Source organism: Kitasatospora sp. NBC_01266 (assembly GCF_036242395.1).
GTDB lineage: Bacteria > Actinomycetota > Actinomycetes > Streptomycetales > Streptomycetaceae > Kitasatospora.
In genome coordinates, this window is the sequence record NZ_CP108458.1 from 3,976,984 (window position 1) to 4,003,053 (window position 26,070).

The 26,070-nt window shown below is 72.8% G+C and carries 17 protein-coding genes and 1 tRNA gene; 3 read left to right on the forward strand and 15 right to left on the reverse strand.

Annotation, left to right across the window (positions count from 1 at the left end; genetic code table 11):
• Nucleotides 1–497 precede the first annotated feature (497 nt).
• From OG403_RS17185 to OG403_RS17200, 4 genes are all read right to left on the reverse strand, one after another.
• Nucleotides 498–1,220, reverse strand: a complete 723-nt coding sequence (locus OG403_RS17185; RefSeq protein WP_329565310.1) for a hypothetical protein — start codon at nucleotides 1,218–1,220, stop codon at nucleotides 498–500.
• 948 nt (nucleotides 1,221–2,168) lie between these two features.
• A tRNA-Thr gene (locus tag OG403_RS17190) sits at nucleotides 2,169–2,242 on the reverse strand.
• A gap of 103 nt (nucleotides 2,243–2,345) precedes the next feature.
• The gene (gene leuE / locus OG403_RS17195) at nucleotides 2,346–3,005 is read right to left on the reverse strand and encodes a leucine efflux protein LeuE (protein ID WP_329565311.1); all 660 of its coding nucleotides are present in this window, start codon (nucleotides 3,003–3,005) and stop codon (nucleotides 2,346–2,348) included.
• A 38-nt stretch (nucleotides 3,006–3,043) separates the two neighbouring features.
• Nucleotides 3,044–3,622, reverse strand: a complete 579-nt coding sequence (locus OG403_RS17200) for a GNAT family N-acetyltransferase (RefSeq protein ID WP_329565313.1) — start codon at nucleotides 3,620–3,622, stop codon at nucleotides 3,044–3,046.
• Between the two features lie 65 nt (nucleotides 3,623–3,687).
• Between OG403_RS17200 and OG403_RS17205 the strand changes: the two genes are divergently transcribed.
• On the forward strand, nucleotides 3,688–4,281 hold the full coding sequence (locus OG403_RS17205; protein WP_329565315.1) for a TetR/AcrR family transcriptional regulator: 594 nt from the start codon (nucleotides 3,688–3,690) through the stop codon (nucleotides 4,279–4,281).
• Nucleotides 4,282–4,318: 37 nt separating this feature from the next.
• Here OG403_RS17205 and OG403_RS17210 read toward each other — a convergent pair whose 3' ends face one another.
• The 6 genes from OG403_RS17210 to OG403_RS17235 all read right to left on the reverse strand — a co-directional run bounded on the left by OG403_RS17210 (nucleotide 4,319) and on the right by OG403_RS17235 (nucleotide 15,833).
• Nucleotides 4,319–5,935: an alpha/beta hydrolase gene (locus tag OG403_RS17210; RefSeq protein WP_329565317.1), complete on the reverse strand. Its 1,617-nt coding sequence runs from the start codon at nucleotides 5,933–5,935 to the stop codon at nucleotides 4,319–4,321.
• 106 nt (nucleotides 5,936–6,041) lie between these two features.
• On the reverse strand, nucleotides 6,042–7,172 hold the full coding sequence (locus tag OG403_RS17215) for a hypothetical protein (protein ID WP_329565319.1): 1,131 nt from the start codon (nucleotides 7,170–7,172) through the stop codon (nucleotides 6,042–6,044).
• 167 nt (nucleotides 7,173–7,339) lie between these two features.
• The gene (locus OG403_RS17220; RefSeq protein ID WP_329565321.1) at nucleotides 7,340–8,557 is read right to left on the reverse strand and encodes a DNA polymerase III subunit delta'; all 1,218 of its coding nucleotides are present in this window, start codon (nucleotides 8,555–8,557) and stop codon (nucleotides 7,340–7,342) included.
• A gap of 214 nt (nucleotides 8,558–8,771) precedes the next feature.
• Nucleotides 8,772–11,984 (reverse strand): dTMP kinase, encoded by a 3,213-nt coding sequence (gene tmk / locus OG403_RS17225; protein ID WP_329565322.1) that lies wholly within the window; start codon nucleotides 11,982–11,984, stop codon nucleotides 8,772–8,774.
• Nucleotides 11,985–12,143: 159 nt separating this feature from the next.
• On the reverse strand, nucleotides 12,144–14,990 hold the full coding sequence (gene topA, locus OG403_RS17230; protein WP_329565324.1) for a type I DNA topoisomerase: 2,847 nt from the start codon (nucleotides 14,988–14,990) through the stop codon (nucleotides 12,144–12,146).
• A gap of 357 nt (nucleotides 14,991–15,347) precedes the next feature.
• Nucleotides 15,348–15,833: a hypothetical protein gene (locus tag OG403_RS17235; RefSeq protein ID WP_329565326.1), complete on the reverse strand. Its 486-nt coding sequence runs from the start codon at nucleotides 15,831–15,833 to the stop codon at nucleotides 15,348–15,350.
• Between the two features lie 235 nt (nucleotides 15,834–16,068).
• Between OG403_RS17235 and OG403_RS17240 the strand changes: the two genes are divergently transcribed.
• On the forward strand, nucleotides 16,069–16,695 hold the full coding sequence (locus OG403_RS17240; protein WP_329565327.1) for a hypothetical protein: 627 nt from the start codon (nucleotides 16,069–16,071) through the stop codon (nucleotides 16,693–16,695).
• Between the two features lie 34 nt (nucleotides 16,696–16,729).
• On the opposite strand, the gene OG403_RS17245 is transcribed toward OG403_RS17240, so the two are convergent.
• The 5 genes from OG403_RS17245 to bldG form a co-directional block, all read right to left on the reverse strand.
• On the reverse strand, nucleotides 16,730–18,268 hold the full coding sequence (locus OG403_RS17245; protein ID WP_329565330.1) for a DUF7059 domain-containing protein: 1,539 nt from the start codon (nucleotides 18,266–18,268) through the stop codon (nucleotides 16,730–16,732).
• A gap of 96 nt (nucleotides 18,269–18,364) precedes the next feature.
• Nucleotides 18,365–19,228, reverse strand: coding sequence for a hypothetical protein (locus tag OG403_RS17250; protein ID WP_329565332.1), 864 nt, complete (start codon nucleotides 19,226–19,228; stop codon nucleotides 18,365–18,367).
• A gap of 89 nt (nucleotides 19,229–19,317) precedes the next feature.
• On the reverse strand, nucleotides 19,318–21,780 hold the full coding sequence (locus tag OG403_RS17255) for a sodium-translocating pyrophosphatase (RefSeq protein ID WP_442910928.1): 2,463 nt from the start codon (nucleotides 21,778–21,780) through the stop codon (nucleotides 19,318–19,320).
• Between the two features lie 467 nt (nucleotides 21,781–22,247).
• Complete coding sequence (locus OG403_RS17260; protein ID WP_329565334.1) at nucleotides 22,248–22,658, reverse strand: ATP-binding protein; 411 nt, start codon at nucleotides 22,656–22,658, stop codon at nucleotides 22,248–22,250.
• 327 nt (nucleotides 22,659–22,985) lie between these two features.
• Nucleotides 22,986–23,327 (reverse strand): anti-sigma factor antagonist BldG, encoded by a 342-nt coding sequence (gene bldG / locus OG403_RS17265; RefSeq protein ID WP_329565336.1) that lies wholly within the window; start codon nucleotides 23,325–23,327, stop codon nucleotides 22,986–22,988.
• Between the two features lie 269 nt (nucleotides 23,328–23,596).
• Between bldG and OG403_RS17270 the strand changes: the two genes are divergently transcribed.
• Nucleotides 23,597–25,921, forward strand: coding sequence for a DEAD/DEAH box helicase (locus OG403_RS17270; protein ID WP_329565338.1), 2,325 nt, complete (start codon nucleotides 23,597–23,599; stop codon nucleotides 25,919–25,921).
• Nucleotides 25,922–26,070 lie beyond the last annotated feature (149 nt).

Here is a 26,070-nt window from a genome sequence, read left to right on the forward strand (position 1 = left end):
ATGTCTACCGCATCGGGATCGAGCGGACTGGAGCACTCCGGGCAGACAGCGGGATGCCGGACGGACCTCCCCTCACCACATGCCGGGCAGGGCGCAACCAACGCCAGTCTGATGGAGTAGGTGCTGTCATCGTTCGCCGTCACGAGTTCCCCAGTCGAACTATTCGGTGCCCAGACCTCAGCGCAAGCAACCTGGAGCGGGTGCTGCTGCCTGCCTGCTTCCGGGTCCACTGTGGCACCACGCCTGCTCGACCATCCACAACCTTACTCAAGTGCTCACTGTCGCTGATCACCTCGGATGACACATCATCAAGGCTCCGCCGACTCCAGTCCATGTTCGTTCGACTCTCGGTAGTAAGAAGCGCAAGCTCAGGCGCAGCCGAGGGCCAAGTCGCGCGCTGGATTCGATCACCGGATCGGCTGGACGACGCCCTGCTCGCCGTCAACAAGCGAGTCTCCATGCTCGATGGGCGACCGGTTCGGCTTGCTGAACTGAACTCAACTTTCGTCGTCCGTGGCCATCTCCAGGTACTTGGAGATAGCGAAGGCCCGGATCATGTAGGCGAGCGTCAGGACGTCGGCCACCTCAAGCCCCCTTTCGAGCAGCTCGGGGAGGAGTTGGTACCCGAGTGCGGTAACCGTCAGGAACAGTAGAGTCACCGCGGTTCCGATGTTCGTAGCCCGCTTCTGCCGATCCGAGCCCTTCGCATGTTCGGCGAGGTCCGCCACCAGGTCGCCAACCCGATCGGCTACCTCCGTCGACAGCTGCACGTCGGGCAGCTTGGCCGGGCCTGTTTCTGGGGCGGACGCAATGACCTTGCGGGCTGTCTGGATGTTCTCGGGCGACAGCAGCGGGTGCTGGAAATCCTGCGCCCCCAGGCCGTCATACAGGCCGAGCAGGCCGCTGCGGGCTGCGGCCGGCTCCCAGTCGGTCAGCGGGGACTCCGCGGCGACGGTGGCCAGTGTGTTCAGGTCCTTGAGCGTCGTCGAGTCGAGCAGCCGATCCAGCTCGCTCGTCCACGTGCGGCCGAGCGCGTCTAGCCCGGTCGTCAAGGCGCGGAGGTTCGCGTCCACTGCCTGTGAGTATGCGGTCAGCGAAGCGTGCTTCTTGAGGGCGCGCTCCATGTCCCGACCCGCCTTCAGCGCGGCCTGGAAGGCGGAATCGTCGAGGATGCGGGCGGTCTGCTCGGCCGCCTTCTGGATACCCAAGATGGTCGTCACGCGAACCAGCATGCACCCCGGTTCGGGGCTTGTTTGACGCTGAACCGGGCAATCCGCTCCGTCCGGCAGCACCCGCTCGAAGCCTCGGAGCGACCGCACCCGCGCCAGCGATCGGGGCAGACTGCTCCTGGTCCCTACCCCATGGCGCTGGGCTGCATCGCCTAGCTTGACGCACCATGCCTTGGCTCGATCCTCAGAGTCCGCCTCGCCAGCGAGACGCTCCCTGCTCTTGACCTGCAAGATGACCCCGTCGGTCCCAGCTACCAACAGGCCACCGCTGATCTCTCGGCTACCGCCTCTACGTTGCACGAGTACGGGCTCGTACACGAAATCGGGTACGCCCATGCCTCCCGCCAAGCGCCGCGCGTAGTCCTCAACCGCAGTGCCCTGGGCCGGTTCACTCATCGGCCCATTCTCGCCCACTGCACCGACGATCCAGAGGCGGGCCTGTCGGCCCGGACGGCAGCCGGCAGTTGGGGATATTCAGAGGCACCGTGTACACGCCCTGGACTCGGACCGGCCGCCGGTCCACAAGTGCCCGCCGAAGAGCTCAGCCGTGGGCACCTTCGAGCCCGCCATCCGCAAGGGCATCGAGCTCGACCCTTCCCAGCAACATTCCAGGAAAAAGGTCACTCAGAGCGACGAGGGCTTGAGAGCAACTCGACCAGATGCGTCTGACCCATTTCATGATCATCGCCGGCCCGGGCAAGTTTCGGGCAAGTTCAGGGGTCGCGGTTGCGCGCAGCGCCGACCCTCATCACCCGCAAGGAACAAGAAAGCGCAGGTCAGAGCCCCATACTCGGAATGCTCGCCACTCTGCGGCTACGCGCTGCAAACAAAACCCGATGCATCTGGCATGCGTTGGTTTCGTGCCCGACAGTCCCACGATCCCAAGGTCACAGGACGGCAAAAACCCCAGGTCAGAGGCTATGACCTGGGGTTTCCTTGAGCCGCCTATGGGATTCGAACCCATGACCTACGCATTACGAGTGCGTTGCTCTGGCCAACTGAGCTAAGGCGGCACCGCTACCAGCCACCGACCCGCCAAGGAGCAGGTCCGTATCGGCAACGCGGGCCAGTCTACACAGGTCCGCGGGGTGATCCGAACCCGATTCGAGCGCGGGGTCAGGCGGAGGAGGCGGCGAGCTTGGCGGCGAAGCCGGCGAAGAGGAGGGCGACGGCGCTGGTGAGGCCGGCGGACAGGGCCCGGCGGCGGCGGAAGGCGGCGGCCAGGCGGGTGCCGGCGAAGATCAGGGTGGAGAGGTAGAGGAAGCTCATCGCCTGCAGGATGCCGCCGAGCAGCAAGAAGGAGAGGGCCGGCATGCCGTAGTGGGGGTCGACGAACTGGGTGAAGAAGGAGAGCAGGAAGAGGATCGCCTTGGGGTTGAGCAGGCTGATCACCAGCGCCCGGCGGAACGGGCGCTCGGCGGCGGCCTCCGGCTCCGGGGTCGGTTCCGGCTCCGGCTCGGCGGCGGCGTGGCGTTCGAGCCAGAGGGAGCGGGCGGCGCGGAGCATGCCGAAGCCGATCCAGAGCAGGTACGCCGCGCCGCCGAACTTCACCACCGCGAAGGCCTCGGGGTTGGCCTTGAGCAGCGAGGCGGCGCCCAGCGAGGTGAGGGTGATCAGGGTGAAGTCGCCGAGGAAGACGCCGGCAGCGGCCCGGTAGCCGGTGCGAATGCCCTTGCGGGCGGCCACCGAGAGCACGTAGATCGAGTTCGGGCCGGGCAGCAGGACGATGATCAGCGCCCCGAGCGTGTAGGTGGCGAGGCCGGTGACTCCCAGCACGGCGGGCTCCCTCTGACTACCGGGTGACTGCGGGCTGGTTATCGTACCGGCCGCACCGGACGCTGCTCGGAGTCGAGCCACTCCTGCGCGAGGATCGACCAGACCTCCTTGTCGTGCCGGATCCCGTTGTGCGCGTAGTACGAGCGCAGCACGCCGTCCAGCCGCATGCCGACCCGCTGCGCCACCGCCCGGCTGCGGGCGTTGGTGCTGCTGCTGTACCACTCGACGCGCTGCATGCCGCGCTCCGCCACCGCGAGCTCGATCAGGTGCCGGACCCCGGCCGAGATCAGGCCGAGCCCCTCCCCCGCCGGCTCCGCCCAGACGCCGATCTCGCAGTTGCGGTGCTTGGTGTCGAAGTGCGGGTACATCACGCCGCCGACCAGCGTGCCGTCCAGCCAGATGCCGTAGATCGCGCCGGTGTCGGCGGCCGCCATGTCGGCGTAGCGCTGCAGCGTGGCGCGGGCGGAGTCGACATCGGTGGTGAGCGAGGCGAAGCCGATGAACCGGTCGAGGTTGGCCCGCGCCCGATCCATGTGGGCCAGGAACTCCTCGGCCCGCCAGGGCTCCAGCGGGCGCAGCTCGGCGGGCAGGGTCTCGGAGAGGGATATGGCGAACACGGGGCTTCCTCCAGAGCTGGGGCGGCAGCGGTGCATAACAAACGTTTGGTAGGTACCATAGCGCCATGACGCCCGCCCGTGGAGACCATGACGCCCGCCGCCGAGACGTCTCCGAGGCGGTCTGGCGGGTGCTCGCCGGCCGGGGCTTCGGCGGACTGACACTGCGCGCGGTGGCCGCCGAGCTGGGCGCCTCGACCGGGCTGCTGACCCACTACTTCCCGAACAAGCAGGCGCTGCTGCGCACCGCGCTGGAGGTGCTCGACCAGCGCAACCAGGACCGCCCGCGCCGCACCCCGACCGCCGAGGGGCTGGCCGCGGTGCGCGCCACCCTGCTCGACATCCTGCCGCTGACCACCGAGTCGGCCGACGCGAACCGGATCTGGGTCAGCTCCTGGGACATCGCCCTGGCCGACCCCGAACTCGCCGCGGAGCACGCCGAGCGCTACCGCCGCTCACGGGCCCGGCTCGCCGGCCACGTCACGACCGCCCAGGCGCGCGGTGAACTGCCGGCCGGCCGGCCCGCCGCGGACCTGGCCGCCGCCGCCCAGTCCTTCACCCTCGGACTGATCACCCAGGCGCTGCTGGCCCCGCAGGAGTTCCCACCTGAGCGCCAGATCCGGTTGCTGGACGACTGGTTGGCCGACGTCGCACGCCACTGACCGGGCTCCACGACCGGGCTCCGCGACCGGGTTGCGCCTACTTCGCGCAGCGCAACCCCGGGGCCGGCGGTTGCCCCTCCAGCAGGTAGTGGTTGACGGCCGAGTCCACGCAGTCGTTGCCCAGCCCGTACGCGGTGTGCCCGTCGCCGTCGTAGGTCACCAGCCGCCCCGACTCCAACTGCCCGGCCAGCGACCGCGCCCAGGCGTACGGCGTGGCCGGGTCACGGGTGGTGCCGACCACCACGATCGGCGCGGCGCCGGCCGCCCGGACGGTGTGCGGCGTGCCGGTCGCCTTGACGGGCCAGTAGGCGCAGGCCAGCGCCATCCAGGCCATGTCCCGCCCGAAGTGCGGCGAGGCCTGCTCGAAGTCCGGCACCGCGCGCTGGACTTCGGTCGGAGAGTCGAAGGCGGGCGGCAGGTCCAGGCAGTTGACGGCCATGTTGGCGAACATCAGGTTGGGGTAACTGCCGTCCGCCGCACGTCCGTAGTACGAGTCGGAGAGCCGCAGCAGCGGAGCACCGTCGCCGCTCTTGGCCGCCGTCAGCGCGCTGCGCAGCTCGGGCCAGAGGAAGTCGGCGTACATCGCCTCGATCACCCCGGTCACCGCCTGGGCCTCGGTCAGCTGCCGGGTGCCGTCGACCTGCAGCGGCTTGGCCTCGAACCCGCTGAGGAGCGCGTCGAGTTGCTGACCGGCCTGCTGGACGTTCTGGCCGACGGGGCAGTCCGGATGGGTGTCGCAGTCCTTGACGAAGGAGTTCCAGGCCGTTTCGAAGCCGCCGGCCTGGGCGCGGTTGCCGTCCAGCGAGTCCAGCGAGGGATCCATCGCACCGTCCAGCACCAGCCGGCCGACCCGGGACGGGAAGAGCCCGGCGTAGGTCGCACCGAGCAGGGTGCCGTAGGACTTGCCGACGTAGTTGAGCCGGGGATCCCCGAGCAGCGCCCGCAGCACGTCCATGTCGCGGGCCGCCTCGATGGTGCTGACGTGGCCGAGCAGGGCGCCCGCGTGCTGCTGGCAGCCGGCCGCGAACTCCTTGTCGGCGGCGACCAGCTGGTCGATCCCCGCCGGACTCGCGGGCGTGCTGTCGACGGCGGCGAAGGCGTCCATCCGGTCCCCGCTCAGGCAGCTGATCGGGCTGCTCCGACCGACCCCGCGCGGGTCCAGGCCCACCAGGTCGTAGGCGGCGCGCACGGCCGGCTGGTAGCCGGGGGCCACCGACTCCAGGTACTCCACCGCCGAGCCGCCCGGGCCGCCCGGATTGAGCAGCAGCGAGCCGAGCCGCCGGGCGCCACCCGCGCCGTCGGCCACCCGGCGCGCGGCGGCCAGGGTGAGGTCGCCGCCCGCCGGGTGGTCGTAGTCCACCGGCACCTTGAAGGTGGTGCACTCGAAGCCCTGGTCGCACGGCTTCCAGTCGAGCTGCTGGGCGTAGTACGAGGCCAGCGCGGCGGGGATCGCGGCGGGCAGCGGCTGCAGCGGCGTGACCCCGGGGGCGGACGCGGTGGCGGACCCGCCGCCGTCCGAGGAGGCGGCGGGCGCACCCACGGCGCCGGTCCGGTGGCCGCCGGTGCACCCCACCAGCAGCAGCCCTGCGGCGGCCAGTCCGAGGACCCGGCGAAGCGCGGCGGCGGGCTGGGTGGCGGGCTGACCAGGGCGCATGCGGAGTTCTCCCCTCGATGGCCGGCCCGGTCAACGGGCGACCGGGTCGGCGGCTGCTGCTGAGCGTAGCCGGAGAACGGCGCGGAACCCGGACCGCGAGCGCCGGTCAGCCCGCCGGATGGGCGAGCGCGTCCATCAGGTACTGCGCGGCCGCTCGGACCAGCCGCAGTCGCGCCCGCTCCGGCGTGTAGTCCTGGACGACGTCGGAGACCTTCACCACCGCCCGCCCCGCCTGGCCCTTGGCCCCGCGCAGCGCCTCGGCGAGCCGGTGCGCCGCGGCCAGGCCGTCCGCGTCCGTCCGGGCGGCGGCCAGCAGCAACCGGGGCGCGTGGCCCGACGGGGCGTCAGCGGCGGCCTGGGTCAGCGCGGCCGTGTCGTACCGGCCCGAGACGGCCGCCGCCGCCCCGTACAGGTCCGGACGGGTCAGCCCGGCCGCGACCGCGCAGGGCGCGGCGCCGTCCACCCCGAGGACGGCCCAGCCCTGCGGGCCGGGCGGCAGGGTGCGGAAGGCGGTCGCGACGGCGGTGCGGATCGCGGCGTCGTCGGCCAGCGCCTGCGGGGCGGCGGCGACCAGGTCGCAGGGGTGCTCGGTGCCGGTCGGGGCGGCGGGCGCCACGACGATGAACGGGTGCGCCCGGCCCAGCTTGATCGCGGAGGCCAGGCCGTCGAAGACGTCCGGCTGCTCGGCGTCCGCCGTCCGGCCCGGCCCGGCGGCGTGCAGCACCAGCACCGGCAGCCGGACCGACGGATCGTCGGCGTAGCGCGGCGGCAGCCAGACCCGCACCGCGCGGGGCCGCCCGTCGCCGCCGGGCACGGCGGCCTGCAGCAGCTCGCCCTCGGCGGGGTGGGAGACACTCTCGAACCGCACCGCGGCCGGAGTCCGGGCCGGTGCCGGGCTCGGGGCGCTGCTGCCGGTGGCCGACGGCAGCGGGTGCGCGAGCGGCGGCGCGGCCCGCACCTCGTCCGCCGCCACCACCTGGGCCCGGGCCGAGCGCGGACCAGCACCGCCCGCCCCGGCCTGGGCGCCCAGGACGGCGGCCACCGCGAGCCCGGCGGCACAGAGCCCGCAGCCGACCGCCCCCAGCAGCCGCAGCACCACCGGGCGCAGGTCGGCGGTCAACTCATAGGTGCGCGCGGCCCGCTCGCCGCGCCAGCGGCTGAGCGCGGCACGGGCCAGCCAGCAGGCGAGCAGCAGGACGGGGACGAGCGCGGACAGCAGGAAGAGCGGACGGGGCACGGGGCACCACCTCGGGGAGCAGGACTCGGCCCCCAGCGTGCAAGACGCCGCCACCGATCAGGCGGAGCGTCCCGGGCGATCACCCACGTTCACTCGAACGAGCGAGCAGGGCCCCCGGCTCTGACACCGGCTCGTCCCGTGCGGCAGCCGGCCGCCGCGGCCGGGCGTCACCCCGCGCGCAGCGCCACCGTCATGGCTTCGACGGCGAGCAGCGGATCGACGTTGCGGTCCAGCGCCCGACGGCAGGCCAGCACCGCCTCGATCCGGCGCAGCGTGCCCTCGGGCGGACCGGCCGTGGCCACCTTGTCCAACGCGGGCCGCTGGTCCTCGTTGGCCAGCGCGCCGGTCGAGCCGAGCTGCAGGGCGAGCACGTCGCGGTAGAAGCCCAGCAGGTCCAGCAGCGCGACCCCGAGCGTCTCGCGGCGGGTCCGGGTGGCCCGGCTCTTCTGCCGCTTCTCCAGTTCCTTGACCGCTCCGGCCATCCCGCGCGGGGCCTTGCCACCGAGCCCCTCGGCGGCGCCGTACACGGCCCTCAGGTCGTCGGTCTCCTTGGCGTCCCGGGTCTCGGCCAGCGCCTCCGCGTCCGCCTTGGCGGTGTCCACCAGGCGCTGCGCGGCGGCCAGGCAGCCCCCGATGTCGGCCACCTCCAGCGGGATCCGCAGCACCTCCAGGCGGCGGCCGCGGGTCTGCTCGTCCACCGCGAGGCGACGCGAGCGCTCGATGTCGCCCTGCCCGGCGCGGGCGGCCAGCTCGGCCAGCCCCGGCTCCACCCCGTCGCGGCGCACCAGCAGGTCGGCCACCGCCTCGGCCGTCGGCGTGCGCAGCACCAGGTGGCGGCAGCGCGAGCGGATGGTGGGCAGGGTGTCCTGGACGGACGGGGCGCAGAGCAGCCAGACGGTCCTCGGCGAGGGCTCCTCAACCCCCTTGAGCAGCGCGTTCGCCGCCGCTTCGGTGAGCCGGTGGGCGGCGTCGATCAGGATCACCGACCAGCGGCCGCCGGTCGGGTAGCTGGACGCGCGCAGCACCAGGTCACGCATGTCGCCGACGCCGATGGACAGGCCGTCGCTGCGGACGAACTTCACGTCCGCGTGGCTCTCGGACATGACGGTGTGACAGCCGTCGCAGAACCCGCAGCCGGGCACGCCGCCCACTTCGAGGTCCGGGCTGGTGCACTGGAGCGCGGCGGCGAAGGCTCGGGCCGCGGTGGTCTGACCCGCGCCGGGCGGGCCGGTGAAGAGCCAGGCGTGCGTCATCAGCGAGGCGTTGCCGCCGGCCGCGGGCCCACCGGAGCGCCCCGCGAGCACCGTCGCCCGGGCGGCCCGGGCAGCGGCGGTGAGCTGTTCCACCACCCGCTCCTGGCCCACCAGGTCGTCCCAGACGGCCACCGCTGCTCTCCGCTCTCCTACCGACTAACCGAACTACCCGAACTACCCGAATCCAGCTGACCGGCCCGAACGGCCCGAATCCGCTGTCCGACGCCCCGAGCATACGGCGCAGCACCGACACGCCGAGCCGCCACCGAACCGCCACCCAACCGGCCCGAGCAGCCCCGGGCGGGCCGAGGCCGACCACCGCCTCCACCCCCGCCCCCGCCCGCGCTCACTTGCGCTTGCGACGCCCCTTGCCGCCGTCCGGCTCCCCGTCCTCGGGCCCGGTGTCCTCCCAGCGCGCCCACTCCTCACGTGAGCCGAGCAGCGAGTCGGTCAGCGACGGCAGGTCGTCCATCGGCGTCTCCTCGGCCCAGGACGGGCGGGCCGGCCGCTGCACCTGGGTCGGCTCGTCCGCCGCCACCCTCGGCAGCTCGCGCGTGGGGTCGGCCGGCGCCGGCTCGGGGCGCCACAGGCCCGGCGGCACCCGCTCCTCGACCGGCCGCACCGGCGGCGGCGGCCCGCTCGGCGTGGCCTTGGGCAGCACCGCGGTCTGCTCCACGGCCGACTCCGACGGCTTCGACGGCTTCGACGACTGCGACGACTGCGACGACTGCGACGACTGCGCCCGGCGGGCAGCGGCCTCCGCCGCCGCCACCGCCGCCTGGCGGTCCTGCTCGGAGATCTCCTCCGTCAGGTCGTCCGCCCCGGGGACCGCCGGCTTCGGCAGCTCCGCCGTGATCGCCGCGGCGTCGTTCGCGGCAGCCGCGGCGGCAGCCGCCGCCTCCGCCACCCGGATCGCCTCGGACCGCTGCAGCGCCTCCTCGGCACGCCTGCGCTGCTCGGCGCGCTGCACGTCCCGCTGTCGCTGGAGCTCGGCCTGCTGGGCGGCCTCCGCCTCCCGGCGGGCCCGCTCGGCAGCCTCGGCGGCCAGCCTGGCCTCTTCCTCGGCCCTGCGGGCGGCTTCCTCGGCCGCGCGCCGCTCGGCCTCCTGCTCGGCCTTGAGCCGGGCCTCCTCAGCGGCCTTGCGCGCCTCCTCGGCGGCCTTGCGCTCGGCCTCCTCCTTGGCCACCCGCTCCTTCTCGGCCTGCTCGGCGCGCAGTTGCTCCAGCAGTTCGAGCCGCTTGCGCTCGGCGGCCTCGGCCTCGGCCTTCTGCCGGGCCTCCTCGGCCGCCCGCCGCTCGGCGGCCTCCTTCGCCAGCCGCTCCTGCTCACGCCGGGCCGCCTTCTCCTGGTCGGAGAGCGGCAGCTCACGGTCCAGGCGGTGCCGGATCGCGGTGGTCACCGTGGCCGGCGCGGCACTGCCGTCGACCACCAGGTAGCGCACCGGATCGGCCGCCGCCAGCGCGAGGAACCCGGCCCGGACCCGGGCGTGGAACTCGGTCGGCTCGGACTCCAGCCGGTCCAGCGCCTCGGTGAACCGCTCCCGGGCCTTGGTCGGGTCGACGTCCAGCACCACGGTCAGGTCGGGCACCAGGCCACCGGTAGCCCAGCGCGAGATCCGGGCCACCTCGGTGGCGGCCAGGTCACGCCCGGCCCCCTGGTAGGCGATCGAGGAGTCCATGTAGCGGTCGGTGATCACCACCGCGCCGCGGGCCAGCGCGGGCCGGATCACGTTCTCCACGTGCTCGGCCCGGTCGGCCGCGTAGATCAGCGCCTCGGCACGGTGCGACAGGCCGGTGTTGCCGACGTCCAGGACCAGGCCGCGCAGCCGCTGCCCGACCGGGCTGCCGCCGGGCTCGCGGGTCAGCACCACCTCGTGGCCCTTGCTGCGGATCCACTCGGCCAGCGCCTGCGCCTGGGTCGACTTGCCGGCTCCGTCGCCGCCCTCCAGCGCGATGAAGAACCCTGCGCCACTCGCCCGGTGCTCGGGGATCTCGCGGCCCCGGCCCAGCGCCTCCAGCAGCTCGCGGCCGAACGGCACGGTGCCACGCTGGTCGTCCGTCTTGAGCAGCACCACGCCGGCCAGCGCCAGGGTCAGCACCCCGGCGGTGGCCACCGCGAGCGCCGCGCCGCCGTGGATGAAGGTGAAGCTGCCGGGCCCGCGGTCGCCGTAGTCGATCTCGCCGTAGCCGGCCGCCAGCAGCGGCATCGTGACCAGCGCCCCGCCGACCACGATGCGCAGCACCGCGTAGAGGTGCTCGGTGACCCGGGACAGCCGGGTCTCCTCGACCTCCTGGGCGAGCAGCGCCCGGCCGACCCCGACCACGATCCCGGCGGCCGTCCCGGCCACCGCGGTGAGCAGCAGGATCAGCACGTAGTCGAAGACCAGTCCGGCCAGGATCAGCGCGGCGCCGAGCAGCAGCAGCGCGATCGCCAGCAGCCGGCGGCGGGAGAGCGCGGGCAGCGTGACCCGGGTGAGCCGCAGCCCCAGCCAGGGCAGGCCGGTGGCGGCGAGCACCAGCAGGCCGTAGCCGATCGGCCCGGCGCCGTGCTCGGCGGCGGTGAGCAGCGCCAGCGCGGCGACACCGGCCATCGAGGCGTAGGCGGCGGCCACCGCGAAGGTGAAGTACGGAGCGGAACCAGTGCGGCCCTTGCCGAACGCCGGGCCGGGCGTCGCGTCGGTGGGCGCGCGCAGGCCGCGCAGCGGGGAGACGGGTGCCCCGGCGGCGGCCCGGCGCGGCAGGTCCTGGAGGTACAGCAGGGCGGCCGAGGCGGCGAAGAGCCCGGCCGCACCGAGGGTGGCCACCGTGACCTGATGCCCTCGCAGCCAGTGCGAGCCGAGCGCGGCGGCCAGGTTGTTGACCAGGGTGAGGCCGATCAGTGCGATCGCGGCCAGCGGCAGGGTGGCCCAGCCGGTGCGCAGGTCCAGGGTCCGCAGGGTGTCCAGGTTGGCCGCCGACGGCCGCTGCGCGGCGAGGCCCTGCTGCCCGTCGGCGGGCAGCGCGGGACCGTTGGCCAACGGCAGCAGGCTCGGCACGGTGACCCCCTTGGCCACCGACCAGACCCGCTCGGCGGCGCCGGCCGCGAAGACGGTGGCGAGCAGCGCGTAGGTCGCACCGTCGCCGTGCGCCCAGACGATCCACCAAGGCGCCACCGCGACCAGCACCGCACGCAGCACGTCGGCGCCGATCAGCGTCCAGCGCCGGTCCAGCCTGCCGGTGAGCAGCCGGTGCAGCGGGCCGAGCAGCGCCACGCCGACCAGCGCGGTGGCCGCCAGCCGAACCGCGAAGACCAGGGTCAGCGCGAACGCGACCCCTCGGTAGCCGCCGCCGAACTCCCCGGCCCGGCTCGCCGCGGCGACGGTCAGCGCCACCAGCACCAGGAAGGCCAGCCGGTCGCCGGTACCGCCGAGCAACTGGGTGACCCAGAGGCGTCGGTAGGGGCGCAACCGCAGCAACGCCCGGGCACGTTCGCCGGAGGTCCCGGCGGGGGCCACCTGCGGGAGGTCGGGCGGGGGGGCGGCGGCCTCGGCGGTGGGGATGGGCTGCTGCTCGCTCGTCATACCGTCAGCGTAGCGGGCGGGGCATGGCCGAAAAGGGGTCATCGCCTTCCGGAAGGCGGCCATGACGAGGTTGTGACGCACTCCACCGCGACGAGCGCGGCCCCGGACCGACCGCGCGAAGCGATCGGTCCGGGGCCGCCCGGAGCACCCGACAGGGCATCAGCCCTCGTCGCTGTCCCCCGCCGTCTTCTTGGCCACCGTCTTCTTCGCGGCGGTCTTCTTGGCCGCCGTGGCGGTCGTCTTCTTCGCCGCCGTCTTCTTCGCGGCGGTCTTCTTCGCGGCGGTCTTCTTGGCCGTCGTGGCGGTCGCCTTCTTGGCCGGCGCCTTCTTCGCCACCTTCTTCACCGGCCCGCGGGCCCGCTTCTCGGCGAGCAGCTCGTAGCCGCGCTCCGGCGTGATGGTCTCCACCTCGTCATCCTTGCGGAGCGTGGCGTTGGTCTCACCATCCGTCACGTACGGGCCGAACCGGCCGTCCTTGACCACCACCGGGCGCTCGCTGACCGGGTCGGTGCCCAGCTCCTTGAGCGGCGGGGCGGCCGCGGCCCGGCCGCGCTGCTTGGGCTGGGCGTAGATCGCCAGCGCCTCCTCCAGGGTGACCGTGAAGAGCTGGTCCTCGCTGGTCAGCGAGCGCGAGTCGGTCCCCTTCTTGAGGTACGGGCCGTACCGGCCGTTCTGCGCGGTGATCTCCACGCCCTCGGCATCGGCACCGACCACCCGCGGCAGCGAGAGCAGCCGCAGCGCCTCCTCGAGCGTCACGGTGTCCAGCGCCATCGTCTTGAAGAGCGAGGCGGTGCGCGGCTTCACCGCGTTCTTGCCGGTCTTGGGCGTGCCCTCGGGCAGCACCTCGGTGACGTACGGACCGAACCGCCCGGCCTTGGCCACCAGCGGGTTGCCGCTGACCGGGTCGGTGCCCAGCTCGACGTCGTCGCTCGGCTTGGCCAGCAGTTCCTCGGCCAGCTCGACGGTCAGCTCGTCCGGCGGCAGCTCGTCCGGGACGTCGGCGCGCAGGCCCGGCTCGCCCTCGACGGCAGCCGCCTTCTCGACGTACGGCCCGTACCGGCCGACCCGCAGGGTGATCTCCTTGCTGAGCGGGAACGAGCTGATCTCCCGGGCGTCGATCGCGCCCAGGTCGGTGACCAGCTCCTTCAGCCCGCCCAGGTGGTCGCCGTCGCCGTTGCCGGCCTCGGCGGCGACCCCGGCGCCCTCGCCCTCACCGAAGTAGAAGCGCTTGAGCCACGGCACCGACTCGGCCTGGCCGGCCGCGATCCGGTCGAGGTCGTCCTCCATCTTCGCGGTGAAGTCGTAGTCGACCAGCCGACCGAAGTGCTTCTCCAGCAGGTTGACCACGGCGAACGAGAGGAAGGAGGGAACCAGCGCGGTCCCCTTCTTGAAGACGTACTTCCGGTTGATGATCGTGTCGATGATCGAGGCGTAGGTCGAGGGGCGGCCGATCTCGCGGTCTTCCAGCTCCTTGACCAGCGAGGCCTCGGTGTAGCGGGCCGGCGGCTTGGTCGCGTGGCCCTCCGGGGTGAGCTGCTCGGCGGCCAGCGGGTCGCCCTCGGTCACCTGCGGCAGCCGGCGCTCGCGGTCGTCCAGCTCGGCGTTCGGGTCGTCGGCGCCCTCGACGTAGGCCTTGAGGAAGCCGTGGAAGGTGATGATCTTGCCGGAGGCGGAGAACTCGACGTCCCGGCGGTCGGCCGAGGTGCCGCCGACCTTGACGGTGACGGACTGGCCGGTCGCGTCCTTCATCTGGGAGGCGACGGTGCGCATCCAGATCAGCTCGTAGAGCTTGAACTCGTCGCCGCTCAGCGCGGTCTCGGCCGGGGTCCGGAAGCGGTCGCCGGAGGGGCGGATCGCCTCGTGCGCCTCCTGCGCGTTCTTGACCTTGCTGGCGTAGGTGCGCGGCGCGTCCGGCAGGTAGGAGGCTCCGTAGAGCTGGGTGACCTGGGCCCGGGCGGCCGTGATGGCGGTCTCCGAGAGCGTGGTGGAGTCGGTACGCATATAGGTGATGAAGCCGTTCTCGTACAGCTTCTGGGCCACCTGCATGGTCCGCTTGGCACCGAAGCCCAGCTTGCGGCTGGCCTCCTGCTGCAGCGTGGTGGTGCGGAACGGCGCGTACGGCGAGCGGCGGTAGGGCTTGGACTCGACGCTGCGCACGCTGAACGCGGTCTGCTCCAGGGCGGCGGCCAGCGCGCGGGCGGCCTGCTCGTCCAGGTGCAGGGTGTTGGCGCTCTTCAGCCGGCCGTCCGAGCCGAAGTCACGGCCGCTGGCGATCCGCTTGCCGTCCACCGCGGCCAGCCGGGCGCCGAAGCTCTCCGGGTTGGCGGCGTCCGCCGGGGTGCGGCCGGTGCCGAAGGTGGCGACCAGGTCCCAGTACGAGGCGGAGGTGAAGGCCATCCGCTCCCGCTCGCGCTCGACCACCAGGCGGGTGGCCACCGACTGGACGCGGCCGGCCGAGAGCTTCGGCATGACCTTCTTCCAGAGGACCGGAGAGACCTCGAAGCCGTACAGCCGGTCGAGGATGCGGCGGGTCTCCTGGGCGTCGACCAGGCGCTGGTTCAGCTCGCGGGGGCTGGCCACGGCCGCCTGGATGGCGTCCTTGGTGATCTCGTGGAAGACCATCCGCTTGACCGGGACCTTGGGCTTGAGCACCTCCTGCAGGTGCCAGGCGATGGCCTCGCCCTCGCGGTCCTCATCGGTGGCGAGGAAGAGTTCGTCGGACTCCGCCAGCAGCTGCTTGAGCTTGCTGACCTGCGCCTTCTTGTCGCTGTTCACCACGTAGATGGGGGCGAAGTCGTGGTCGACGTCCACCCCGAGCCGGCGCACCTCGCCGGTGTACTTGTCGGGGACCTCCGCCGCCGTAGCGGGAAGGTCGCGGATGTGCCCGACGCTCGCCTCGACGATGTAGCCGGGGCCGAGGTAGCCCTTGATCGTCTTCGCCTTGGCGGGCGACTCGACAATGACGAGTCGCTTACCGCCCTGCGCGGTCTCGCTGGTCGGGGACACCTTCGCTCTTCTCTCCCGGTCGTTTCCTGTGTGCTGGCCGACGGCCGGCCCAGGTCACCGGCCGTCGCACGACCGGTCACCGCGGGCAGCGCGGGCTCTCGCCGCCCGGCACACCACCGCCTGGGGCTGCCGCACCGCGACGACCCCACCAGCGGAGTGTGACCGTACCCTGGCCACCCTTGTCAAACGGACCGATCCCGCTTTTTCACTGGCAAGGCCGACCTACGCCACTCGAACGGTAACCCGATGACGGTCCTTCCCGCCGCATGGTTATCACCGGTGAGCACTCGGGGGCCAGGCGGATCGCGGCTGGCCAGGAGTCCCGGGCGAGGTCGGCACGGGCCGCCGGGGAGTGCGTCAGCGCAGCACCGCGAGGCCCAGCAGGCTCAGCCCGCCGGCCAGACTGCTGGTGCCCAAGAGGGTCCAGAACACGTCAAGTGGCAGCGAGGCGGCGACCGCCTTGCCGGTCAGCACCACGGTGGCCGGGCGGACCGGGTCGTAGGAGACCCGGACCGGGCTGCCGGGCAGCAGCCGGTCGGGACGGCGCAGCGGGGTGCGCCCGCGCGGCCGGGAGAGCACCGTGACCGACTCGGCCCGGACCGGGGTCGCGCCCGGCGCGCCGTCCGCCGGTCGGCCGACGGTGGGCAGGGTGTCGTAGGCGAGCAGCGGGGCCGGGTCCAGCGCGTCGGCCGGGGCCGGGTCGGGGACCACCAGGGCGGTCACCGGGATGCCGTGCCGACGCAGCCGGTGGCGAAGGCGCAGCTCGGCCGCGCACCAGAACAACAGTGCGCCTCCGAAGAGCGCCAGTACGCCCCCCGTGACCATCGCCGTCGGCATCTCCACCTGCGTCCCCCCGCTTCGCCCCGCGCTGAAGATCTTCCCGCTCGGGAACGTGACAGGCAGGGGGTAACCAGGCGTCGACAGCCACCGAACCCGAGGGAAACGCCAGGTCACGGATTGGTGAACCGCTGTCACAAGCCGGAAACAGCGGAAACCCGTCAGCGGCTTTATGCCGTGCTGACAACTGACCGGACGGCGCGATCGGCCGACCCGCACTCACCTCCAGGGGGGACCCACCATGAAGGCCAACCGCCTCGCCGCAGCCGCCGTCCTGACTCTGGCCGCGCTCGCCCTGACGGCCTGCGGGCCGGACGAGACGACCGGCGGCGCCGCCCCGGCCGCGCCCAGCAAGGTCGCCACCACCCCGAGCACGCCGGCGGCGCCCCCCGCCGGCCCGACCGCCACCGCCCGGCCCAGCAGCGCCCGGCCGACCACGGCCAAGCCCAGCGGCGCCAAGCCCAGCTCCGGCGCCTCGACCGGCGCGAGCCCGACAGCCGACTGCACGGCGAACGCCGCCGGCGTCGGCCGGGTGGTCGAGGCCACCGACGACGGCTACGCGACCCATGTCTGGATGCGCGCCAAGGCGACCAAGTTCGTCTGCGGTCCGGACATCCCCGACGACGGCTACTTCGAGAGCTACGGGGACCCCACGGTGTTCACCTTCAGTAACGACGTCAAGACCTCGCTGCTGGCCAACGTGCAGCCCCGGGTGGTCGACCTGAACACCTTCATGAAGCACGTCGACGACTGCCTGCACAACCCGTCGGCCGTGCAGCAGCCGTACATCTGCTCCGGGAACCAGTACATCATCACGGCGAACAGCCAGAACGTGATCACCAGCATCGTCCAGGGCTACCACTCCTGATGAGCAGCGGTTCTGACTGATCGTCAGACCATCATCAGAGCGACTCGACCGGCTCGACGAACCCCTGCTCGACCAGCAGCCGCAGCGCCTCGGGGACCCGGTCGCGCAGCCCGGCCGGGTGCTCGCCGAGCAGCTGCGCGATCGCGTCGAGGATCTCGCCCGCCGTCAGCGTGCCGTCGCAGACCCCGGCGAACCCGGCACCCACCGTGTCCACCTTGGTGGCCCGGCGCATGCCGCGGTTGTGGCGCAGCACCACGTGCTCGGGGTCCTCGGCGCCCGGGGCGCCGACCTGCTCCTGGACCACCTCGTCGGCCAGCAGGTAGCGGGCGGCGAGCAGCGCCGCGTCGTCGTGCCCGCGTAGGAAGTCCTGGCGGGCGAACCACTGCTCGATGTGCGGGCCGAGCGGCTGCTCGACCGGGTGCGGCCACTCCTCGATCCGCACGGTCGGCTGCTCGGCGCCGGCCGCCCGCAGGGTGATCCAGCCGAAGCCGATGCCCTCGACCTTCGCCGCCTCGAAGGCGTCCAGCCACTCGTTGTAGCGAGCCTCGTAGGCGGCGCGCGGCGCCAGGTGGTCACCGCCGTCACGCAGCCAAAGCTCGGCGTACTGCGCCACGTCCTGGACCTCGCGCTGCACCACCCAGGCGTCCAGGCCGGTGCCGGCCACCCAGCCGGCCAGCCGCTCGTGCCAGTCCTCGCCCTTGACGTGCTGCCAGTTGGCCAGCAGCTGGCAGTAGCCACCGGGCTCCAGGTGCGCGGCCGCGCCGCGCACCAGCGAGCGGCACAGCTCGTCGCCGGCCATCCCACCGTCCCGGTAGACGAAGCGACTGCCGGGCGAGATCACGAACGGGGGGTTGGAGACGATCAGGTCGAAGCGCTTCTCGCCGACCGGCTCGAAGAGGCTGCCCTGGGCGGTCTCGGTGTTCTCGAACCCCGACAGCGCCAGGGTGAGCCGGGAGAAGGCCAGCGCCCGGGGGTTGAGGTCGGTGGCGGTCACCCGCTGGGCATGCCGGGCCGCGTGCAGGGCCTGCACACCGGAGCCGGCCCCGAGGTCGAGCGCGGCACGCACCGGTCGGCGCACCGCCAGCCCGGCCAGCGTGGTGGAGGCGCCGCCGACGCCGAGCACCAGTTCGCTGCGGGCCACCCCGGCGGCGCTGCCGCCCGCGCCGATCCCGCCGGCGCCACCGACCGCGCAGCCGAGGTCGGAGACCACCCAGGCGTCGGAGCTGTCCAGCCCGGCGACCTCGTTGGCGTACGGGCGCACGTCCACGGTCGCGCGCACGTCCTCGCCGTCCCGCTCGAGCCAGCCGTCCGCCAGGCACTCCTCGACCGGCAGCGCGACGGCCGCGGCCGCGTACGGCACCGCTTGCTGCAGCAGGAAGAGCCGGACCAGGCTCTCCAGCGGCGTTCCGCCCCGGGTGGCGCGCAGCGCGGGCACCGCCTCGCTGCGGGCCAGCGCGGCGTAGCCCGTGGGGCCGAGCAGGTCGAGGCAGCCGTCGGCGGTGTAGTCGGCGGCGAGCAGCGCCTCGCGCAGGCGGGCGAGGCGGGCGGGGTCGGGAGTGGGGAGCTTGGTCACCCCGCCATTGTCCCGCCCGGCGGCCACCGGTCCGACCGGGGCGCGCTGCCGAGCGGGCGGGGCCGGCAGGTCGGCCGGCCCGGCGGGCGGGGCGGGCTAGCTGGGGGAAGCGCCGGGCGCCGACGGGCTGCCGGACGGCCCCGGGCTGCCGGCGGCCGGGCTACCGGCGGCCGGGCTACCGGCGGCACTGCCCGACGGGGAGCCGGACGGCGCCGGGCTGCCGGACGGCGCGCCGGCCCCGGACGGGCTCGGGCTGCCCGCCGCGCCGGGGCTCCCCGAGGCACCCGCCACCGGGCTCGGGCTCGCGCCCGCTCCCGCGTCCTGGCTCTTGCAGCCGGGCTGCTTGGCCAGTGCGGTCCCCAGGTCACCGGTCTGCACCTTGCCCAGGGCGCTGGTGGAGAGCGTGGACAGCTGCTGCACCTGGTCGCCGATGCTCTTCAGCCCGTCGGCGAACGTCGCCTGATCGCCGGTGGGCAGCGCGGTCAGCTTCTGCTGGACGTCCTGGTAGCCCTGCGCCGCCTGGCGCAGCTCGCTCACGGCGTCCTTCTGCAGTCCGGCGCCGTTGCTGACCTTGGGCGCGCCCGCCTTGTCGAGCGCGTCGGCGATCTGCTGGTTGGCCGTCCCCAGACTGCCGAGGTCGGTGGCCAGCCGCTTCTGCAGGTCAGCAGGGGCCTCGCCGCTCTTGACCACGCCGGTGTCCTTCATCGCGTCCTGCGACTGGGTCACCGGGCCGCGCAGCCCGTCGCAGACCTGCTTGGCCCAGTTGCCCAGCGCCGCGCTGTTGTCGCTGGAGCAGGCAGCCGCGCCGGTCGCGAGCAGCGCCCCGAGCAGCGGCAGGGTGAGCAGCCGGCGGGCCGATCCGCGCGCCGGGAAGAGCCCGCCCCCGCCGCGCCCGGCCCGCCTGGCCCGCTCGTCCGCCAGCACTCGCTCGTCCACCTGGGAGCCCTTCCGTCCAGTCACGATCCGTCCCGGGTGAACCTACCCGACACCGAAACGCAGACGGTCGGGCCGGCCACCGCGGTTCCGCGGCGGCCGGCTCCGGGAACCGCTCAACTGCCGGTCGGCGCCACCACCTCGCCGCCGACGGCCGCCACCACGTCGGGGCTCCCCGCGACGTCCACCGTCCGCCGCTTGGACACGTACACCGCGACCACCACCACCAGCACCGCCACCACCGCGACCGCCGCGCGCAGGCCCGCGTTCGCGTGTGCGCCGTAGCTGAACCGGACGATGGCGGGCGCGATCAGCAGCGAGACCAGGTTCATCACCTTCAGCAGCGGGTTGATCGCCGGGCCCGCGGTGTCCTTGAACGGATCACCGACCGTGTCGCCGATCACCGTCGCCGCGTGCGCCTCGCTGCCCTTGCCGCCGTGCGCGCCGTCCTCCACCAGCTTCTTGGCGTTGTCCCAGGCACCACCGGAGTTGGCCAGGAAGACCGCCATCAGGGTGCCCGCCCCGATCGCGCCCGCCAGGTAGGCACCGAGCGAGCCGACGCCGAGGCCGAAGCCCACCGCGATCGGCGCCAGCACCGCCAGCAGGCCGGGGGTGGCCAGCTCACGCAGGGCGTCCCTGGTGCAGATGTCGACCACCTTGCCGTACTCGGGCGTCTCGCTGCCGTCCATGATCCCGGGATGCTCGCGGAACTGCCGCCGCACCTCGAAGACCACCGAACCGGCCGAGCGGGAGACCGCGTTGACGGCCAGTCCGGAGAAGAGGAAGACCACCGCGGCGCCCAGCAGCAGGCCGACCAGGTTGTTCGGCTGCGAGATGTCCAGGCTCAACCCGGCCGGGTTGCCGATCACCGCGCTGCCGCCCGCACTGCTGACGGCGTCGTTGATCGCGTCGGTGAACGAACCGAACAGCGCGGTGGCCGCCAGCACCGCCGTCGCGATCGCGATGCCCTTGGTGATCGCCTTGGTGGTGTTGCCCACCGCGTCCAGCTCGGTCAGCACCCGGGCGCCGGGCCCCTCGACCTCGCCGGACATCTCCGCGATGCCCTGCGCGTTGTCGGAGACCGGCCCGAAGGTGTCCATCGCCACGATCACGCCCACCGTGGTGAGCAGGCCGGTCCCGGCCAGCGCGACCGCGAAGAGCGCGAGCACGATCGAGCCGCCGGCCAGCAGGTACGCACCGTAGACCGCCGCGCCGATCAACACCGCCGAGTACACCGACGACTCCAGACCGAGCGAGACGCCGGAGAGCACCACGGTGGCCGCGCCGGTGAGCGAGCTGCGCCCGACATCGCGCACCGGGCGGCGGCTGGTCTCGGTGAAGTAGCCGGTCAGCTGCTGGATCAGCACCGCCAGCACGATCCCGATCGCCACCGCGGCCAGCGCGAACAGGCGCGGGTCACCGCGATGGTCGTGGATGGCGGCCGGCACGTGCCGCAGCGCGGCGAAGCTGGACGGAAGCACCAGGTAGGCGGCGGCCAGCACCAGCAGCAGCGAGACGGCCGCGGAGAGGAAGAAGCCCCGGTTGATGGCGGTCATCCCGCTGCGGTCGCGCCCGCGCGGCGAGACCGCGACGATGCCGAGCACGGCGGTGACCACGCCGATCGCCGGAACGATCAGCGGCAGCACCAGGCCGGTGTCACCGAACACCGCGCGGCCCAGGATCAGCGCGGCCACCAGGGTCACCGCGTAGGACTCGAAAAGGTCCGCCGCCATCCCGGCGCAGTCGCCCACGTTGTCGCCGACGTTGTCCGCGATGGTGGCCGCGTTGCGCGGGTCGTCCTCGGGGATCCCCTGCTCGACCTTGCCGACCAGGTCCGCTCCGACGTCGGCCGCCTTGGTGAAGATGCCGCCGCCGACCCGCATGAACATCGCCAGCAGCGCGGCGCCGAAGCCGAAACCCTCCAGCACGCGCGGGGCGTTGGCCTGGTAGATCAGCACCACGACGGCCGCGCCCAGCAGGCCCAGGCCCACGGTGCACATGCCGACCACGCCGCCGGTGCGGAACGCGATCCGCATCGCCCGGTGCTGCGCGGGCTGCTCCTGCCCGGCCTCCACACCCCTGGCCACCGCGGCCACCCGGACGTTGGCCCGCACCGCCAGCCACATGCCCAGGTAGCCGGTGGCCGCCGAGAACGCCGCGCCGACCAGGAAGAACAGCGAGCGGCCCAGCCGCTGCGACCAGTTGTCCGCGGGCAGCAGCATCAGCAGGAAGAAGGCTCCCCCGGCGAAGACCGCGAGGGTGCGGAACTGGCGTGCCAGGTAGGCGTTCGCGCCCTCCTGCACGGCCGCCGCGATGCGCCGCATCACCGGCGTTCCCGGGTCGGCGGCCAGGACCTGACGGACCAGCAGCACGGCGACCCCGAGCACACCGAGCGCGATCAGGCCGATGATCAGCACCACCAACTGGTTGCCGCCGGTGAGAACCGCGTTTCCCGAAGAGCCGCCTGACGAACCGTCCGCCAGAACATCCAGGATTCGTGGTCGCACCGGTGCGGCCGAGACGGATTTCAGTACGTCAGATGTGGTTGAAGCACTCGCGATGATCGTGAATCCGGCCATGCGTCCTCCCCGACGACCGGCACGCCGACCTGTCCGAACGGCGCGCAAGTGGCTCTGGTGGCACAGGCGACCGGACCGGGCTTTCCCGACCCGACCGGATATCCAGAAGCGAGTGTAGGAATCATCGACGGATTGATATAGACCACGCGCGGCAGATACGGAAAGAATCATGGGCGGTGCCGAAAACCCGAAGGTTTTCGGCACCGCCCATGATTCTTTTGATTCGCTTTCCGTTTATCCGCGTCACTTCACGCGACTTCACGCGCCCGGAACCCCGCCCGCTTCGCCAGCCCCCGAGACCCCGTCCAGCGCGCCGGCCACATGCCTCGCGAAGAGGTCATGACGCAGCAGCGGGCGAACGGCGTAGCGGCGGGGGACGGTCTGGCGGCGGGGGAATGCCAGGGCCGCCCGGGAGCGAGTCAGGTCGCCCCGGGAGCGAGTCGGGTCTGCCGGGCCTCCGGCGGGACTCAGGCCGGCTGCACCGGCCAGCTCATCCGAATCAGCCCGCCGTCGTCGTCCCGGCCGACCTCGACGTCCTCGACCAGCCCGGTGATCACCGCGAGGCCCAGCGTGTCGTCGGAACCGTCAGCGGATTCGTCGGCGCCGGACTCGGCCAGCTCGCTGAGCGCCCCGGCGCCGTCGCCGACCTCGATGACGAAACGCTTCTCCTGGTCGGTCAGCGCCACCCGGACCGCACCGCCCAGGCCGCCGTGCTGGTGCAGGCCGACCGCACGGGAGCAGGCCTCGCCGACCGCGAGCCGGAGCTCGTCGAGTACCGACTCGTCCACACCCGCGCGTCTGGCCACCGCCGCCGCCACCAGCCGTGCCGTCCGCACGTGCTCGGGAAGGGGGCTGAATCGCAGTTCGACGGTTGCCATCTCTCCCTCTCGGGGTTGTCACCGCGTCGGTGCCACCGCTGCCTCAGGTCATGACCGACACACCGTCCGCGGGGCAGCATCCGACAGCGGTGCCCGGATCGAGCACCACCGCGCGTACGGATCTGACCTCCTGACGGACCGCCATCGGCCGAGCAGCCGCGACAACCCACGGAAGCGACCCGAAGCCGTCCCGTCCGGGACGGCCGGATCCACTGGACCGGTCAACCGCTCAGCGGGTTGACCGGTTCGGTCAGTTGAGCCAGTTCAGTCGGTCGAGCCGACTGAACTGGTTGTCCTCGTTGAGCTCGTTGAACTGGTTGAGCTGGTTCAGTCGGTCGCCTGGACGGCGTCTTCCACCGAGGTGTGGATCGGGAACACCTTGGTCAGACCGGTGATCCGGAAGATCTTGAGAATGCGCTCCTGGTTGCAGACCAGACGCAGCGAACCCTCGTGCGCCCGAACCCGCTTCAGGCCGCCCACCAGGACGCCCAGACCGGTCGAGTCGAGGAAGTCCACGCCCTCCATGTCGACGACCAGGTGGTAGCTACCGTCGTTGACGAGCTCGACCAGCTGCTCGCGAAGCTTGGGGGCGGTGTACACATCGATCTCGCCGCCAACCCTGACGACTGTGCGGTCGCCGATTGTCTCGGTCGACAGGGACAGGTCCACGGAACCTCCAGCACCTTGCTTGGTCAATTGCGTTCTACGGCGAGTCAGGCGGCATCGGCCGTTCTCGGTTGCCGATCCCGGCCGGACGGCCGCCACCGCACGAGGCGCTTGTGCACCGCCTGCCCGGTTCCACCGCATGGCCGAGTGACCGGCCCAGGTGCCGCCGGTCCGGCCAACTGGCCGCCACCGCATCATTCAACCACCTGGCAGCATGCCCGCACGATGGCTTGCCGCGATTGTCCGTCACTCCAGTGACACACTGGGTCTCCATGCCGCCCAGCCATCGCCCGCCCGAGGCCCTGCTCGACACCCTGGTCGCCAGTCGGGGCCGCTCGGACCGACTCACCCATACGGAGCATCTCCCCGCGCGCGAGGCGCGTTATGCCCCATGGCCCGACTCGATCCGCCCCGAGATCCGCGCCGCAGCGGCAGAACTCGGCGTGGACCGGCCCTGGGCCCACCAGGCCGAGGCCATGAATCTGGCCAAAGCAGGCCAAACTGTGGTGATCGCCACAGGAACCGCCTCGGGCAAGTCGCTCGGCTATCTGGCGCCGGTGCTGAGCGACCTGCTGGACGGCACCGAGGCCCCCAACGGGCGCGGCGCCACCGCCCTCTACCTGGCCCCGACCAAGGCCCTGGCCGCCGACCAGCGCCGCCGAGCCGCCGAACTCGCCCCGCAACGGGTGCGCGCCGCGCTCTACGACGGCGACACACCGCCGCAGGAGCGCGAATGGGTCCGGCAGTACGCGAGCTACGTGCTCACCAATCCGGACATGCTGCACCGGGGCATCCTGCCGGCGCACGCCCGCTGGTCCTCCTTCCTGAAGACACTGCGCTACGTGGTGGTGGACGAGTGCCACAGCTACCGGGGGGTCTTCGGCTCCCATGTCGCACAGGTCCTGCGAAGGCTGCGCCGACTGTGCCGCCGCTACGGCTCCGATCCAGCCTTTCTGCTCGCCTCGGCGACCGCCGCCGACCCGGCCTCGGGGGCCGAGCGGCTCACCGGGCTGCCCACCGTCGCGGTGACCGAGGACGCCTCCCCGCGCGGGCCGCTGGTCTTCGCACTGTGGGAGCCGCCGCTCACCGAGCGCGTCGGCGAGCACGGCGCCCCCGTGCGGCGGACCGCCACCACCGAGGCCGCCTACCTGCTGACCGACCTGGTGGCGGCCGGCACCCGCACGGTGGCCTTCGTACGCTCCCGCCGGGCCGCCGAACTGGTCGCGCTGCAGGCCCCGGACAACCTCGACGCGCCGCTCGCCAATCGGGTCGCCGCCTACCGCGGCGGTTACCTGCCCGAGGAGCGCCGGGCGCTGGAGCGCGACCTGCACTCGGGGCGGCTGCTCGGTCTGGCCTCCACCTCCGCCCTGGAACTCGGGGTCGACGTCTCCGGGCTGGACGCGGTGCTGCTGGCCGGCTATCCCGGCACCCGCGCTTCGCTCTGGCAGCAGGCCGGGCGGGCCGGACGGGAGGGCCAGGGAGCGCTCGCCGTTCTGATCGCCCGGGACGACCCGCTGGACACCTACCTGGTGCACCACCCCGAGGCCCTCTTCGCCCGCCCCGTCGAGGCCACCGTGCTCGACCCCGACAACCCTCATGTGCTGGCCCCGCATCTGTGTGCCGCCGCCGCCGAACTCCCGCTCGGGCCCGACGACCTCGAGCTGTTCGGCCCCTCGACCGCTCAGCTGCTGCCGGTACTGGAGCAGCGGGAACTGCTGCGCCGACGTGCCGACGGCTCCTGGTACTGGACCCGGCGGGAACGGGCGGTCGACGCCGTCGATCTGCGGGGCAGCGGGGGGAACCCGGTCCAGATCGTCGAAGCCTCCACCGGTCGGCTGCTGGGCACCGTCGACGCCGCCGCGGCGCACACCACCGTGCACACCGGAGCCGTCCATCTCCACCAAGGGCGGACCTACCTGGTCCGGGAACTCGACCTGGAGACCTCGGTCGCCCTGGTCGAGCTGGCCAACCCCTCCTACAGCACGGCCGCTCGCGACACCACGACGATCTCCGTCCTCACCACCGACCGCACGGTGGCCTGGGGAGAGGGCCGGCTCAACTTCGGCTCGGTCGAGGTCGTCAACCAGGTGGTCAGCTTCCTGCGCAAGCGGATCTCCACCGGCGAGGTCCTCGGCGAGACCAAACTGGATCTGCCACCCAGGACGCTGCGGACCAGGGCAGTCTGGTGGACTGTCACCGAACAGCAGCTGCTGGAAGCGCTGATCCCCTTCGATCAGCTGCCGGGCGCCGCTCACGCCGCCGAACACGCCTCGATCGGCCTGCTGCCGCTCTTCGCGACCTGCGACCGCTGGGACATCGGCGGCGTCTCGGTCCCGCTGCACCCCGACACCCAGTTGCCGACCGTCTTCGTCTACGACGGCCACCCAGGTGGTGCCGGCTTCGCCGAGCACGGCTTCCGACGTGCGGTGCAGTGGCTCACCGCCACCAGGGACGCGATCGCCGCCTGTGAATGCGAACGCGGCTGTCCGTCCTGTGTGCAATCGCCCAAGTGCGGCAACGGCAACGACCCGCTCGACAAGGCCGGCGCGGTCCGACTGCTGACCGCGCTGCTGGCGGGCGCGCCGAGCCCGTCGTAGCCAGGAAGAACCACGGCTGCCGACACCGGCTACGGCGCGGCCAGGCCCACCCGGGCCGGCCCTGATGCGGTCGGGCAGGACCTCGTCGGCCACGCGGTCAGGCGGGACGCGCTCGGCCGCGTCCTGGTCGGCCCGGATGCGATCAGGCC